This window comes from Aeromicrobium sp. (assembly GCF_036675695.1).
GTDB lineage: Bacteria > Actinomycetota > Actinomycetes > Propionibacteriales > Nocardioidaceae > Aeromicrobium.
Map to the genome: position 1 here is coordinate 21,279 of NZ_JAKFEL010000233.1, position 14,533 is coordinate 35,811.

The window sequence follows — 14,533 nt, forward strand, 5'->3', positions numbered from 1 at the left end:
GCACGTCGAACACCGCCCGTTGCCTGCCGGCCGGGGATGAAGGGATGGCGCAGAAGACGGCCAACGATGCCAGTACCGCCGTGATCATCCGGAGCGCTCTGCGGTCGTCGCGATGCGATTGACCCATGTCACTCCGGCGCAGGCGCATGCCGAACCGGCCGCAAGGCACAACGCTCCTGGCACTGTGCTGGTGAGCACGGTAAATGGATCTGCGCCCATACCGGATCCCATCGTCAGACCAACGACCGGCAGGACCGCCATGAGCCGCCCCGTCGCCCTCGCGGGTGAAATGCCTGACTGCACTTCACGTTCGATCTCCCGGTCGTCTCGCGTCGACGATTCGAGCCGATCCAGGGTGCGCGCGAGCGGCGCCCCTGCTCTCTCGGCAACCATCCAGGCGCTGGCAACTGTTGACAGCAGCTCACAACCCGGAGCCGCCGACTGTCGTCGCAGAGCGGAGGACACGTCACCGCCCAGCTCGGCTGCACGCGAGGCGGCAGCCAGAAAGGGAAAGTCCGGAGCAAGCCCGGAAAGGACTCGATGCGGCAGGATGCCGGCCCTCAGCTCGGCCGCCATCAGACCCAGAGCTTCCGCCACCGCATCGCGCTGCACCCTGGCACGACGGCGTACGCGTTCGGCTCGCAGCTGGCGCGCGGCGAACCAGGCGACCCCGCCGACCGTCAGTGCGGCAATCAAGCGCGCGGGCGGGAGGCCGACCACGATCACAACAGCGCAGGTCACCACGGCCAGCGGCGTGATCAGCGTGGCGGGTCGCATCATCCCGAGCCGCGGAGTAGCGAGCCGAACGCGGGCAACCCAGATCCCCGGCGGCCTCGCCACCAACCACGCAGCGGCCGTGAAAACCGCAGCCACCACGCTCATGCGAGGAGTGCGGCGAGGCGCTCGTGACCCGGTCCACGCACCGCTTCCATCTCATCGAACTGCAGCGCCGGCTCACACGTGACGAACCCTCGTTCGTCCGCGCCGAGCACGGCGATCTGTTCGACCCGGCGTAGCCCGTCTGCTGCGCGGGCCAGGTGGACTACGAGGTCGAGGCTCGAGCGAAGCTGGCTGTGCAACGCTTCGCGCGGCATACCTGCCGCCACTGCGAGGGCCTCGAACCGGGCGGGCACATCCGCCGCGGAGTTGGCGTGGATCGTGCCGCAGCCACCCTCGTGACCCGTGTTGAGCGCAGCCAGCAGATCGACCACCTCGCCACCGCGCACCTCACCGACGATCAAGCGGTCAGGGCGCATCCGCAAGGCCTGCCGCACGAGGTCTCGTACGGTCACCAGACCCGCACCCTCAATGTTGGCAGGTCGAGCCTCGAGGCCCACGACGTGAGGATGGTCGGGTCGCAGCTCCGTCGCGTCTTCGACGATCACGATGCGCTCAAGTGGATCGACCAGTCCGAGCATTGCCGCGAGCAGCGTGGTCTTGCCCGAGCCGGTGCCACCGCTGACGATGAACGCGCATCGCCTGGCGATGATCGCCTGGATCCGCTCAGCCGCCACTTCGCTCAGCGACCCTGCTGCCGCCAGCTCGTCGAGTGTGAAGGATCTCCTGGCTGGCACGCGCAACGAGATCAGCGTGCCGGGTCGTGCCAGCGGAGCGAGCACTGCATGCAGGCGGGTGCCGTCGCCGAGACGCGCATCGACCCACGGACTCGCGTCGTCGAGCCTTCGCCCGGCCTGGGCAGCAAGGCGTTGGGCCAGACGGCGTACGGACTCCTCGTCGGGGAAGACGATCGAAGACGTCTCCAAACCACGACCCCGATCGAAGTAGACCTCATCCGCGCCGTTGACCAGCACGTCGGTGACACCCGGCAGCGAGAGCAACGGCTCAAGCGACCCAACTCCGCGCGTCTCCCGCCTCAGCTCGTCAACCAGCGCAAGAACGGTCGCGCTGCCAGCGAGCTGGCGTTCGGCGCGAAGCGCTGCCGCGACGCTGTGCGCCGTCGGCTCGGACGGATCGGACGCCAGCCTCTGCCGTATGCGCTCGACGAGCTCGCGCTGCGTCACGCACCCAACCCAAGAACGTCGAGCAAGGAGGCAGACGTACGCCGCGCTGCGCGCGACGTGCCTGGGCCATGACCACGGTCGACCGCGCCCCGAATGCGACGGTCGAAGCGATGTCTCGTGTGCACCGGGTGACCCAGAGCGTCCGAAACCGCCGTCGGACCAATGCCACCCGGTCGGCTCACGCTCACCACGGCGATGGATGACGCACAGCGTTCGAGACGTGTGAGCACATGGCGCGCCGCGCCAACGGCACAAATCTCCTCGGCCACGACCAGCACCGTCAGCACGGAGCGGCCAAGGATGTCGACGCCGTGAGGATCCACGTGCCGTGGAACATCAGCAACGACAAGGTCGAACCCTCGCACTGCGGCTGTCAGGACGGAAGGGACGGAATCGGGCAGAGACGCATCTGGTGAGCGGTCCCACGACAGCGTGGCGATGCCGGAATGCACCGGGAGGACTTCGGACAGGGATCCAGCGCTGAGGCGCCCGCGGGTTGAGTCGAGATCGCGCCATCGCACACCCTCGGCGCGCTCTGAGCCGAGGACCAGGTCGAGGCCGCCGCCGAGCGGATCGGCATCGAACAGCAGCGACCGCAACCCGCGTCGCCCCGCTGCGAGCGCCATGGATGCTGCCAAGGTCGAGGCACCAACTCCGCCCGAGCCGCCGACGACGCTGACCAGGCACGCTTCGCCGCGCCCGTCGAGCGCCGACGCCAGTGCCTCCAGGATGCGCCCCTCCTCCGCGGTGGCGAACACGTCCCCTGCGCCGAGCTGGACTGCCGTCGACCACCACTTCGACGGATCGTCCGCCACGAGGAGCACGTGATCCCGGCGCGGCATCTCTGCCTGGGCCATCCGCCCGGCCAGGTCTTCACCCATGATCACCAGCGGCGCACGCCGCCACGACCGGCGTACCGACGTGAGGTCGGAGGCAACCTCCGGGATGACTCCAACTGCGGCGCACCAACGCAGCGCATTGTCGAGGAGGTGTTCGTCAGCGGTGGCAATCAGGGGCAGGTCGGCGTCGGACATATGCCAACCCTCGCTACGCAGGACGATCGCCACGACTGTGCCACAACCACCTGTGGACGTGTCGACGAACCTACGGGGACATGTGGACGGTTCAGTCCGGCTTCACCGCGAGCACCGGGACTGTCGCATCAAGAAGCACCTGCTGGGCGACGCTGCCCATGAACATCTTGCCGACCGGTGAACGACGACGTACGCCGATCACGATCAGGCTGGCCGAGACCTCCTCGGCAATACGCACGATCTCGCTGGCAACGTCCGCGGCAATCGTCTGACGAACCTCTGTGCTGACATCTGACTCCGACTCGAGCCGTTTTGTGAGTTCGGCTGCTGCATGCTCACCGAGGTACTTCTGGTCGACCAACGCGTCGCCCTTCGTCGCGTTGACGACGAGCACGTCGCTCCCTCGATGGCGGGCTTCTGCAAGCCCGGCACTGAGCGCCGCCTCGCCGTACTGGTTCGGTATGTAGCCGACCACGACTGTCATGACGCCACTCCTTCGCTCAGGGATCCGCCGCGGCGACGAACCCGGTCAATCACGATCGGGACGACGATCGCCAGGACGATCAGCACATAAATGCCGATCGCGAGGCCCTCGTTGAACAAGCCGCTGATGTTGCCGTCGGAGATGTCGAGGGCTTCGCGCATCTTGACCTCCATCAGCGGCCCGATGATGACGCCGAGAATGAGCGGGAGGATCGGAATGCCGAAGCGACGGACTGCAAATCCGACCCCACCAAAGAAGAGCAGCAGTGCAATGTCGAACGGGTTCTGGTTGACGGCGTAGGCACCCAGCGAGGCGAAGAACAAGATGCCCGCATAGAGCTGCGGACGCGGGACCTGCAGCAGCTTGGCCCACATGGGAGCGAGCGGAAGGTTGATCACCAGCAACAGCGCGTTGCCGATGAGCAGGCTCGCAAGCAGCGTCCAAACGAGGTCGGGCTGGTCAGTCATCAGTGTCGGGCCGGGCACGATTCCGTACGTCTTGAAGGCAGCGAGGAGGATCGATGCCGTTGCGGTTACGGGGATCCCGAGTGCGAGCAACGGGATGAACATTCCCGCCGCGCTGGCGTTGTTGGCGGCCTCGGGACCTGCGACCCCCTCGATCGCGCCGTGCCCGAACTCGTCCTTGTTCTTGGAGAGCTTCTTCTCCGTCACGTAGGAGAGGAAGGTCGGCGTCTCGGCGCCACCAGCGGGGAGAGCGCCGAACGGGAAGCCGAGCGCCGTGCCGCGCAGCCATGGCTTCCACGAACGTGCCCAGTCTTCTCGCCCGAGGAACGGACGACCAACCGGGATGACCTCGATGGGTGCGCGGCGCAGGTGCGCCGCGATCCAGAAGGACTCGCCGATCGCGAACAGGCCGACCGCCACAACCACGATGTCGACGCCGTCGACGAGCTGCGTGACGCCGCCAGTGAGACGCGCCTGACCTGTGGAGAGGTCCAATCCGACCAGGCCGATCGTGAGACCGATGAAGAGGCCGATGAATCCACGAAGCTTGGACGAGCCGAGGACAGCCGTGACCAGGACCAGCGACAGCAACATGATCGCGAAGAATGACGGGGCGCCGATCTTGACTGCCTGTTCGGCGATCGATGGCGCAAACAGCGCCACAAGGAGAGTCGCGATCGTACCCGCCACGAATGAGCCAATCGCGGCCGTGGCGAGGGCCTGGGCCGCTCGGCCCTTCTTGGCCATCTTGTTGCCCTCGATCGCCGTCATCACCGACGCGGACTCGCCTGGCGTGTTGAGCAGGATCGAAGTCGTCGAGCCGCCATACATCGCGCCGTAATAGATGCCGGCGAAGATGATCAGCGACTGGGTCGGCTCAAGGCCGTACGTGATGGGAAGCAGCAGCGCCAGCGCCATCGCTGGCCCAATGCCGGGGAGCACGCCGACGAACGTTCCGATGACCACGCCGATCGCAGCGTAGGTGAGGTTCTCGAGCGTCAGCGCGTTGCCGAAGCCGTCCAGCAGCAGTTGGAGATTGTCCACTAGAGGATCCCGTCCAGGATGCCCGGCGACAGCGGAACGTCGAGGCCGACGTAGAAGAAGTACCAGGATCCGACCGACATCACTGCGCCGACCACCAGGTCACGCAGCAGGGTCTTGCTGCCCAGGGCCCACGCGCAGCCGGCGAAGAGCAGGGCTCCGGTGATGGCCCAGCCGATGATGTTGACGAACAACAGGTTGAGCACAAGAACGCCGAGGAGCTTCGCGACAGTGAGCCAGTCCGGCGGCGATGTCAGGTCGATGTCCTCGCCCTCTTCACCCTCACCCACGTCACCTCGAGCTGTCGCCAGCGCCAGCAGGACGGCGAGTACGACCATGCCGCTGCCGACGATGTAGGGGAAGATCCGCGGTCCGACTGGATCACCGAATCCGACGTTCAGCCCGCGTGCGTCGATCAGCGTGTAGACGCCGACAACACCGAGCACCGCCGCGAGCGCGTACTGCGCCTTGTCGACCTTCGGGGTCTGATTGACGTCACTCACAGCAACCCCAGATCCTTGAGCGTGCCGGACACGCGGTCATCCTGTTCTTGGAGGAAGTCTGCGAAGTCGTCACCGGTCTTGAAGTCATCGGTCCAGCCGTACTTCGCGATCTGCTTCTTCCACGCGTCACTGTCATGCATCTCCTCGAGGTAGGCGATCAGCTCATCGCGTCGCTCGTCGCTGATGCCTGGTGGTGCGAGGACGCCGCGCCAGTTGAGGAACACCAGGTCGATGTCGCTTTCGGTCAGAGTCGGTATTTCCTTCAGCTCGTCCTGGGGCAACCGTTTCTCCCCAGAGACGGCGAGGACACGCAGCTTCCCAGTCGCGATCTGGTCGGTGAACTCGGCGAGCCCCGAGAAGCCGACGTCGATCTTCTTGCCGAGCAATGCGCTGGTCAGCGGGCCGCCACCGTCGTAGGTGACGTAGTTGACGTCGCTCGGCTTCACGTCGACGGCATCGGCCAGCTGCATCGGGAACAGGTGGTCAGGCCCACCGGGAGAAGACCCGCCTCCGACGGAGAGGCCCTTGGGGTCGTCCTGCCAGGCTGCGACGAGATCATCGATCGTCTTGAAGGGAGAGTTGCCCGGGACAATGACGCCCTCTGGTTCGCTCATCAGCTGCGCCAGCGGCGTGGCGTCGCGGAGACGAAGGTCGTTGCCGAACGAGTAGAGCGAACCGACGACACCAAGGCCCACCGTCATGATGGTGTGCTCGTCGCCGACGTCGCCGATCATGCTGGTGAACGCGTTCGTCCCGCCGGCACCTTCGATGTTGTCGACCGTGAAGTCTCCGCCGGTGACGTCGTCGTCCTCCATCACCTTGACCGCAGCTCGACCTGTCTGGTCATAGCCACCGCCAGGAGCGTTGGGAATGATCATCAGGATGTCGCGACTGTCGTCGCCCCTGGTGACCCCACAGGCAGACATCGAGGCAATGAGCAGCGCCATCAGAGAGAGCGTCAGCAGGGGCATCCGAGAACGTGACACCTTTGGCAACCTACTCCTGCACCGCGTCGGCTGCGAGTGGTGAATGTTCCTGCAACGCCGTCACCACCGCAGATGTGACGGCCCAGCAGGCTGAGCCTGTGCAGAAAACAACGCTGCTCGAGACACCTGTGAACAGTGCCGTCGCCGGTGTCAGAGACGTCCCAAGCCTTGTGGTTAAGTACTCGCATGTCTGGAGCACGTGCTGAGAAGTTCAAGAACAACGCGAGACGGTCGCTGATGCAGGTCGGCAAGCTCGGCGGAAGCCGACTGCAACGCAAGGCGGAGACCCTCGATCGATTCGCGACCATGGGCTCGTGGGCCAGGACCATCCCCGGCGGCATCCCCAAGCACTGGCATGATCGCTTCGACCTGTTCCGAGAAGCCCTGCGTCACGTCAAGGGCGAGGCGCCCCTCTATCTGGAGTTCGGCGTCTACAAGGGCGAGACCCTCAACTGGTGGTGCGAGAACCTTTCCGCGCCTGGCGCGCACTTCGTCGGCTTCGACTCCTTCGAGGGTCTCCCAGAGGACTGGAGCTGGCACACCAAGGCCGGTACGTTCGCCGTCGATGCGGTGCCAGAACCCCCTGACCCTCGCGCGTCCTTCGTGGTGGGATGGTTCGACGACACGGTCCCTGACTTCAAGCTCCCCCCGCACGACCAGCTGATCGTCAACGTCGACTCTGACCTCTACTCGTCCGCCGTGCTGGTGCTCTCCACGATGGAGCCACATCTGGTCCCTGGCACGCTCATCTACTTCGACGAGCTCAGCGAAGTCGACCATGAGCTGCGAGCCTGGCGCGAGTTCCTCGATCGCACTGGTCTGAAGGTCGAAGCGCTCGGTATGGCGACCGGCGGCACCAACTGGTTGTTCCGCGTCGTCGAGTGACGACCCTCAGCCACTGATCCGCAGCAAGCACAGGAGCCTGCTCGCAAAGCCCCAAGCGAGTGACCCGATGAGGCGTGCTGACGCATCGATGGCGTCGACCCACCTATCCTGAAATGGTGAGCACCCGATCTGCGGCGTTCTTCGACCTGGACAAGACCATCATTGCCAAGTCGAGCACGCTCGCTTTCAGCAAGCCGTTCTTCGAGGGCGGCCTGCTCAGTCGACGAGCCGTGCTCCGCAGCGCATACGCGCAGTTCATGTTCTCCATCAACGGCGCTGACCACGATCAGCTCGAGAAGATGCGCGCCTACCTCACGCAGATGGTGGCTGGTTGGGACGTCGAGGTCGTACGCCAGTCCGTCGGCGAGACCTTGCACTCGATCATCGACCCCATCGTGTTCGACGAGGCTGTCGAGCTCATCGAGCAGCACCAAGCGGCAGGCCGCGATGTCGTGATCGTGTCGGCTTCCGGCACCGAGGTCGTCGAGCCGATCGGCGAGATGCTCGGCGTCGACCACGTCATCGCCACCACACTGGTGGTCAAGAACGGTCGCTACACCGGCGACGTCGAGTTCTATGCGTACGGCCCCAACAAGGCCAAGGCGATGGAAGAGCTCGCAGCCGAGCGGGGATATGACCTCAGCGAGAGCTACGCCTACTCCGACTCTGAGACTGACGCGCCGATGCTGGCTGCGGTCGGCCACCCCTTCGCGGTCAACCCCGACAAGTCGCTGCGCCGGATCGCCGATGAGAACGGCTGGCCGATCCTGACCTTTGCCCGGCCCGTTGCGTTGCGTCGACGCCTCGGACTCGACACCCGGGTCGGAAAAGCTGCAGCCGTCGCTGTTGTGGCTGGAGCGGTCAGCGCGATCACCGTTGCACTGGTGACGCGCCGCAAACGCGTCACCGTCTGACTCTGCTTGACACCGCTTGACACCGCTTGTGAACGAAAGCGCAGAACGTTACGCGCGAGTAGGGGTGTTCTCGTCCGGACCGGCGGCGTACAAAAGGAACAAGACCCAGAACAATTCCATAGACGGCACAGCAGCCCAGTACCCACGCGGCGATCACCCGTCTAAATGGGACAGTTGCTCGCAGATCTTCGTTCCACTCAGGGATTCAAGCGAAGACACGACGACTCAGATCCAGCACGCCTGGTAGCTGAGCTAGCTGGCCAGGCGGCGTCCATTCCTCTGGAATTGGCGCCGCCGCTCTGTGTCGTCAGCCCGCAAGCGGCGAGGCTTCCGCCGCGCGAGTGAACGCCGCAGACGCGTACATCAGCCACTGGTGCACGCCGGTGGGCTTCTTGCTCGCATAGGCCGCCAGTGCCGAACGGTATCCATCAGGTACGGCTGCGTGGCCGAGCTCCGGCACTGTCACGGACGCCGGATCGACGCCCTTCGAGACCATCACCAGACGCTCGGCAGCGCGCCCGACGACGCCGTTGTGAGTCCCGAATGCACCCGCAGCAATGATCTCGGCGTGCACGAGTGCGGCCACGACGAGTCCCGGCGCCTCGGTCGGCTGACCGATCATCCAGGCGAGCTCCGTCAGTCTGGCCACGCCATCGGGATTGACCGGACGACCGAGATCCTCGTCGTCGACAGATCCCCCCGCAGCCAACGCATGCATGCGGGCCATGGCTTGGACGGGCGAACGCTTCCACACCGGAATCAGACCGAGGAGCTCGGTCGAGAGCCGCACGGCGCCACGAGCAGTCGCGTCACCGCCGCCTGCCGCCAGCTCGTCGGGCTCGTAGGCACTGCCTTCGAGGGATGCAGTCGCAGCCGCGCCCAAGAGAAGTGACCTGGCGGTGTGATCGGGGGTGCTTTGACGCAGTCCGCGATCGCGAAGCAGCGAGTCGATGCCGTCGCGGGTTGCTGCGTACGCGGAAGGGATGCCCTCGAGCTGAGCGGCTGAGATGAACGGATCGGACACGCCCGAAGCGTACCGGCCAGCCGTGCACCGGCCCGGTAACCTCAGAAGGTGACCGACTCCCCGCAAGATCGCACCGCCAAGTGGCTGGTCGGGGACCGGCTTGCCTGCGTGTTGCACCTCGGTGATGGCGCCCTCGCCTACGAGCTCGTGGAGCAGGGTCACGAGGTTGTTGTCGCTGGCGACGATGTCACTGCCAGCCGTCACGAAGACATCCAGTACGTCCGCACCGCCGGCGAGCGTCTGCCATTCCTCTCCGATGCGTTCGATGTGGTCATCGCTCCCGAGGTCCGCGAGGCGCCGACGGCATTGGCGGAGTACGCCCGGGTGCTACGCCGCGACGGGCTCCTCTCAACCATCTCGCAGCGCTACGACCACTCGATCCCGTGGATGCGCAAGCTGCGCGAGATCACCGGCGATCGCGACGCGTCGTCGACGCCAGTCGACACGTTCACTGCGTCAGGACTGTTCCACGAGCCCGAGACTCACGAGTTCGGCACGTGGGAGAAGCTCGACCTCCCAGGCCTGATGCGCTTCGCCGAGGCCACGAAGCATCCGACAGTCGGCGAGGGGGCACTGTCGCAGGTGCGCGACCTGTTCATGGAGTACGGAGCTCAGACCGGCTTCCTCCGGCTGCGTCACGAGACGACCTGCGTACGCGCACGCGTCGACAAGAGCAGCCTGACTGTCGAAGCGGAACCGCCCGACACGATGTTGGTCGACTTCCGCTGACCAACGCCCGCTGAGCGAACGCCTTCAGATCAGCGGAAGACTTCGTGCGCCGCGGGGTCATCACCGACGCGACGTCGGCCCCCACCACCCTGCGCCGGGCGCGGGCTGGAGATCTCGGGGCGCTCAAAGGTGGCGCCGTAGCCATAGCCGTAGCCGTAGCCATAGCCGCCGCCACCACGACGCGGGATTCCGTTGAGCACGACGCCGTAGAGGCGACCGTTGAGTCCGAGGATGCGCTCAGCAGCGAGCCGGAGGACGTCCTTGCGGGTGCGGCCGTAACGGGCAACCAGCAGGACCCCGTCGACGTGACGAACCAACGTCGACGTGTCTGCAACAGGCAGGATCGGAGGTGCGTCGATCACAATCACGTCGTACGCCTCGCGAACCACGTTCAGGAGGCTGCCCACCGCATCGGTCTCAAGGACCTCGGACGGGTTGGGCGGACGAGGTCCGGTGGGAAGGACGTCGAGGCCGCTGGAGTGGGCCTGGACCGCGTCGCTCAGCGAGATGTGGCCGAGCAGGACGGACAGCATGCCTACGGCGTTCTCAAGTCCGAGGTTGGCTGCAACGCTCGGACTGCGGAGATCGCAGTCGATGAGAAGAACGGACTGACCGGTCGCGGCAAGAGACTGGGCGAGGTTGACCGCGGTGAGCGTCTTGCCCTCATTGGGGAGTGCGCTGGTCACCAGGATCATCTGACCGCTTGAGTCGAGGTCGGCAAATCGCAGGTTGGCACGAAGGACACGGAAGCCCTCTGCAAGCGGGCTGCCTGGAGCAACAGCGCTGTGAGCGTCCTTGGCGACAGACGGGTCGTGCGGCAGCGCCGAGATGACTGGCAGGTCGACTGCGTGCTCGACGTCCTGGCGGGACTTGATCGAGATGTCGAGGAGATCCTTGATCAGCGCCCCGACAATGCCGGCGAGGAAGCTGAGAATGACGCCAATTGCCACCACAAATGCCAGGGGTACGCCCACAGGAACTGGATTCAACAGCGGCGTACCCGTCGACCTGGCGACGACCGCCGCGGGCTTGTCGCTGGTCGGCTTCTCAAAATCGTTCACGAGGGCAACGAGCTCGGTGATCTCGGCTTCGGCGAGGTCACGGGCTTCCACCGGAGTGAGCCCGGTCGCTCTGACCTCGACGATTTGCGTGTTGGTCACCACTTTGGTCGTGATCCGCGCAGAAAGTTCCGATCGACTGAGCTGCAGGCCGGTGCGGTCAATGACCTTCTGGAGCAGCACGGGGTCCTTGGCCAGCTCGGCGTAGGACGCGGTGCGCTGTGCAACGAGGTAGGTCGACAGGTAGTCGTTGACCTGGGCGGAGTTGTCCGGGACGGCAATGAAGATGCGACCGGTGGAGGCGTATTCGGCTGCCCGGCTCATCGCCAGACCCACAGTCAGGAAGGAGCCAATCAGCAGCGTTACGACGATGAATTTCCAGCGCGCGCGAAGGACACCTATGAACTGCTGGAAATCCATGTTGCCTCCGCTGTTGTGCCCTCAGGTGGCAAAGTGCAGCCGCCTGTCGCCCGAGTGTATGAGGTGACGCCCACCAACCCAGCGCGACGCCGAGCATACCTGCGAGATTCTAGCCGGAGTACTTCCTGTGCGCTTGGTCTGGGGCCATGGCGCGCACCAACTCGTACGGAGGTCACCAACAGCTGTTGAGAAGCTCCAGCAGCTCTGACTCAGTCAGCGCCACCGGGTTGTTGGCGAGGCGCTCGCGATTCACCTCGCCAGCCATCACGGCGAGGTCCGACCGGGGCACGCCGAGCGCTTCAAGCTTGAGCTCAAGGCCGAGCTGCCGGGCGATCTCATCGAGTCTGTCACCGACCTGCTGCGCACCATCGGCACCGATCAGGCCAGCAATGCTGTCCAGATTGCGCTCAAGGTCGCCGCCGTCGCGTGCGGCTTCCGCTGCGTGGACTCTCGCAAAGGCGCCGAGCGTGGTTGCAACGGCGTGCCCATGGCTCACCCCGTGGCGGCTCGTGAGTCCGTACGCCATCGCGTGCGCTCCAGTCGTCTTGGAGACATCGATGGCTCGCCCCGCCAGATAGCTGCCGCGGGCCGCCAGGACAGACGACGGACTGTCTCCCCCGACGAAGAGTGCCGCTGAGGAGGTCAAGTCCACGAGCGCAGCATCCGCGAACGACTGACTCGCGTGGGTGCCGCCTCGGGCCCACCGGCTCTCAACCGCCTGCGCGAGAGCGTCGATGACTGACGTCGCCTTTTGATAGGCGCTTGCAGACTCGGTGAGGCTCGGATCGAGGATGACGAAGTCCGGCAGTAGCGACTGGTGCGCGACTGAGTACTTCTCCTTGTCGATGTAGACGACCGCGAAATGAGTCGCCTCGCTGCCGGATCCGGAGGTGGTGGGTACGAGGATCAGCGCCGGCGTGCGGCCGGTGACGGTATTCGTACGGATGGCCGCTCGGATCTCGTCCGGACTCATGTCGACGAAGACTGAAAGGAGCTTGGCCATGTCGAGGGCGCTACCGCCACCGATGGCAACGATCCCGTCGGGCTTGAACGACTGCGCCTGGGCGACCCCGCTGATGACGTCCTCGACGCTGGGGTTGGGCGAGAAGTCCGACCACTGCTGGATCGTGGCAACCTCAGCCAGCGCCGGGAGAACACTCGCCGCTCCAGAGGCCGCGAAGCTGCTCTTGCCGGTGACCAGAAGCAGGCGGCTCAGACTGAGGTCGCTCACGACCCGAGGAAGCTCAGCGAGAGACTCCGGACCGAAAATGCCGGGCCGGCCATCGTCGGCAGGCAGAACTGTCATGACTGGCCAGACCTCAGAGCCGCGCTGAACGCTTCCTTGCTTTGCGCCGGCGTACGCGTGGGCCGTCCGATGTCCTTGCGGTTGCCCGGACGTACCTGGATCTCGATGAGGTAGGGACCACCCGTCGCACGCGCATCGGCGACGGCTTGGGCGACGTCGTCGCAGCTGAGGATACGCGCGCTGCCGCGGTAGCCGGAGGCCTCGGCGAGCGCGGGCACGTCGACGTTCGCGATGGCCGTGGGCTGGCCGCCGACACTGTCGTGCACGCCGTTGTTGAACACGACGTGGAAGAAGTTGGGGCTGGCCGTCTTGGCATTGACCGCGAGGCTGCCCTGGTGCATCAGCAGCGCGCCGTCACCGTCGAAGGCCCACACGTCGGCTGCCGGATCGGCCAGTGCGATGCCCTGGGCGATCGACGAGGCATGACCCATTCCGCCGACGCAGAGGAACTCGCGCAGGGCAGGTCGCGGATGCGCTTCGCGGTACTCGAACATCTCGCGACCGAGCATGCCCGTCGTGCACACGATGGCCGCATCCTCACCCACCGCTTCCGCGAACGCGACGAGGGCCTCCTCGCGTGAAGGGAGGTCTGGAGCGAGTTGCACGCCAGTGACCGTCGCTTCGGAAGGCGCGAAGGTGTCAGCCTCGACCAGGATCGCCACTGGGCCGGATGCCGAAAGTGCGGTCGCACGCGCTTCGGCAGCAACCGCAAGGGCCGCCTTTTCATCATGCGGCAGCACGAAGAAGGGGATCTCCATCGCGTCCAGCAGCTGCGTCATCACGCGACCCTGCTTCACGTGCTGCGGCTCGTCCTTGACGCCGGGCTGGCCCCGCCAGCCGATCAGGAGCACCATTGGCACTCCGTAAACCTCGGTATCGGCCAGCGACAGCAACGGGTTGACCGTGTTGCCTACGCCGGAGTTCTGCAAGTAGACGACCGGCACGCTGCCCGTACGCAGGTGGTGGCCGATCGCGAGACCGACGGCAGCGCCCTCGTTGGCGGCGATGACGTGCTGCGATGCGGGCAGGGTCGCCTCGATGTGCGTCCCGAGCTGCTTGAGCAGGCTGTCGGGGACACCCGTGAAGAACGGGATGCTCCCGCCGATTGCGTCAACGAAGATGCCGGGACGGATCACGCGCGGTTTTCCGGGATGATCGCCAGAGCCTCGCTGATCGAGGCCAGGAACGGCTCGGCCTCGGTCGTGCGACCGTGCTCGAGGATCGTCTTGGCCGTGAGAGCCATCTGGGGGTACGCCGCCCGCAGCATGTGGTTGGCGTAGATCACGATATTGAAGCCGCGCTCGGCGAGCTCCGCCTCCGTGACGGTGTGATAGCTCGATGGGACGGCGACCAGCGGTGCGGTGGTGTTGAACTTGGCATAGCCCGCCGCGAACTCGAACACCTCATCCGGGGTCTTTTCGCGCGAGTGGATCATGATGCCGTCGGCTCCGGCGGCGAGATAGGCCTCGGCGCGCGCGAGCGCGTCCTCGACTCCCTTGCCGAGGATCAGGCTCTCGATGCGCGCGATGACCATGAAGTCATCGGTGATCTGCGCTGCCTTGCCCGCCTTGAGTCGCAGCGAGAAGTCCTCGATCGACGACTGGGTCTGCTCGACCTCGGTGCCGAACAGCGAGTTGCGCTTGAGGCCTTCCTTGTCCTCGATG

General features: G+C 65.5%; 15 protein-coding genes. 3 read left to right on the forward strand and 12 right to left on the reverse strand.

Going from position 1 to position 14,533, the window contains the following annotated elements:
• Window positions 1–84 precede the first annotated feature (84 nt).
• From V6M39_RS15400 to V6M39_RS15430, 7 genes are all read right to left on the reverse strand, one after another.
• Window positions 85–882, reverse strand: a complete 798-nt coding sequence (locus tag V6M39_RS15400; protein ID WP_332644695.1) for a type II secretion system F family protein — start codon at window positions 880–882, stop codon at window positions 85–87.
• Window positions 879–2,021 (reverse strand): TadA family conjugal transfer-associated ATPase, encoded by a 1,143-nt coding sequence (locus V6M39_RS15405; protein ID WP_332644696.1) that lies wholly within the window; start codon window positions 2,019–2,021, stop codon window positions 879–881. Before V6M39_RS15405 ends, V6M39_RS15400 begins: the two co-directional genes overlap by 4 nt.
• Entirely contained in the window at window positions 2,018–3,055 is a 1,038-nt protein-coding gene (gene ssd, locus V6M39_RS15410) for a septum site-determining protein Ssd (RefSeq protein ID WP_332644697.1), read from the reverse strand. The genes V6M39_RS15405 and ssd overlap by 4 nt, the downstream gene beginning before the upstream one ends.
• Window positions 3,056–3,146: 91 nt before the next feature.
• The gene (locus V6M39_RS15415; RefSeq protein ID WP_332644698.1) at window positions 3,147–3,539 is read right to left on the reverse strand and encodes a universal stress protein; all 393 of its coding nucleotides are present in this window, start codon (window positions 3,537–3,539) and stop codon (window positions 3,147–3,149) included.
• A complete protein-coding gene (locus V6M39_RS15420; protein ID WP_332644699.1) occupies window positions 3,536–5,047 on the reverse strand; it encodes a tripartite tricarboxylate transporter permease in 1,512 nt (503 codons plus the stop codon). The genes V6M39_RS15415 and V6M39_RS15420 overlap by 4 nt, the downstream gene beginning before the upstream one ends.
• Window positions 5,047–5,547 (reverse strand): tripartite tricarboxylate transporter TctB family protein, encoded by a 501-nt coding sequence (locus tag V6M39_RS15425; RefSeq protein WP_332644700.1) that lies wholly within the window; start codon window positions 5,545–5,547, stop codon window positions 5,047–5,049. The genes V6M39_RS15420 and V6M39_RS15425 overlap by 1 nt, the downstream gene beginning before the upstream one ends.
• Window positions 5,544–6,533 (reverse strand): Bug family tripartite tricarboxylate transporter substrate binding protein, encoded by a 990-nt coding sequence (locus tag V6M39_RS15430; RefSeq protein ID WP_332644701.1) that lies wholly within the window; start codon window positions 6,531–6,533, stop codon window positions 5,544–5,546. Before V6M39_RS15430 ends, V6M39_RS15425 begins: the two co-directional genes overlap by 4 nt.
• Window positions 6,534–6,719: 186 nt before the next feature.
• Here V6M39_RS15430 and V6M39_RS15435 point away from each other — a divergent pair, with 186 nt between their 5' ends.
• Window positions 6,720–7,418, forward strand: a complete 699-nt coding sequence (locus V6M39_RS15435) for a class I SAM-dependent methyltransferase (RefSeq protein ID WP_332644702.1) — start codon at window positions 6,720–6,722, stop codon at window positions 7,416–7,418.
• A gap of 113 nt (window positions 7,419–7,531) precedes the next feature.
• Complete coding sequence (locus tag V6M39_RS15440) at window positions 7,532–8,332, forward strand: HAD family hydrolase (protein ID WP_442880819.1); 801 nt, start codon at window positions 7,532–7,534, stop codon at window positions 8,330–8,332.
• Window positions 8,333–8,639: 307 nt separating this feature from the next.
• Here the strand turns inward: V6M39_RS15440 and V6M39_RS15445 are convergent, their stop codons facing one another.
• Window positions 8,640–9,356, reverse strand: coding sequence for an oxidoreductase (locus V6M39_RS15445; RefSeq protein ID WP_332644704.1), 717 nt, complete (start codon window positions 9,354–9,356; stop codon window positions 8,640–8,642).
• Between the two features lie 48 nt (window positions 9,357–9,404).
• Here V6M39_RS15445 and V6M39_RS15450 point away from each other — a divergent pair, with 48 nt between their 5' ends.
• On the forward strand, window positions 9,405–10,085 hold the full coding sequence (locus V6M39_RS15450; protein ID WP_332644705.1) for a class I SAM-dependent methyltransferase: 681 nt from the start codon (window positions 9,405–9,407) through the stop codon (window positions 10,083–10,085).
• A gap of 29 nt (window positions 10,086–10,114) precedes the next feature.
• Here V6M39_RS15450 and V6M39_RS15455 read toward each other — a convergent pair whose 3' ends face one another.
• The 4 genes from V6M39_RS15455 to V6M39_RS15470 all read right to left on the reverse strand — a co-directional run.
• On the reverse strand, window positions 10,115–11,563 hold the full coding sequence (locus tag V6M39_RS15455) for a polysaccharide biosynthesis tyrosine autokinase (protein ID WP_332644706.1): 1,449 nt from the start codon (window positions 11,561–11,563) through the stop codon (window positions 10,115–10,117).
• Between the two features lie 172 nt (window positions 11,564–11,735).
• The gene (locus tag V6M39_RS15460) at window positions 11,736–12,869 is read right to left on the reverse strand and encodes a phosphonoacetaldehyde reductase (RefSeq protein ID WP_332644707.1); all 1,134 of its coding nucleotides are present in this window, start codon (window positions 12,867–12,869) and stop codon (window positions 11,736–11,738) included.
• On the reverse strand, window positions 12,866–14,005 hold the full coding sequence (aepY, locus tag V6M39_RS15465) for a phosphonopyruvate decarboxylase (protein ID WP_332644708.1): 1,140 nt from the start codon (window positions 14,003–14,005) through the stop codon (window positions 12,866–12,868). Before aepY ends, V6M39_RS15460 begins: the two co-directional genes overlap by 4 nt.
• On the reverse strand, window positions 14,002–14,533 hold a 532-nt coding region (locus V6M39_RS15470), incomplete at its 5' end, for an isocitrate lyase/phosphoenolpyruvate mutase family protein (RefSeq protein ID WP_332644709.1). The genes aepY and V6M39_RS15470, both read right to left, overlap by 4 nt.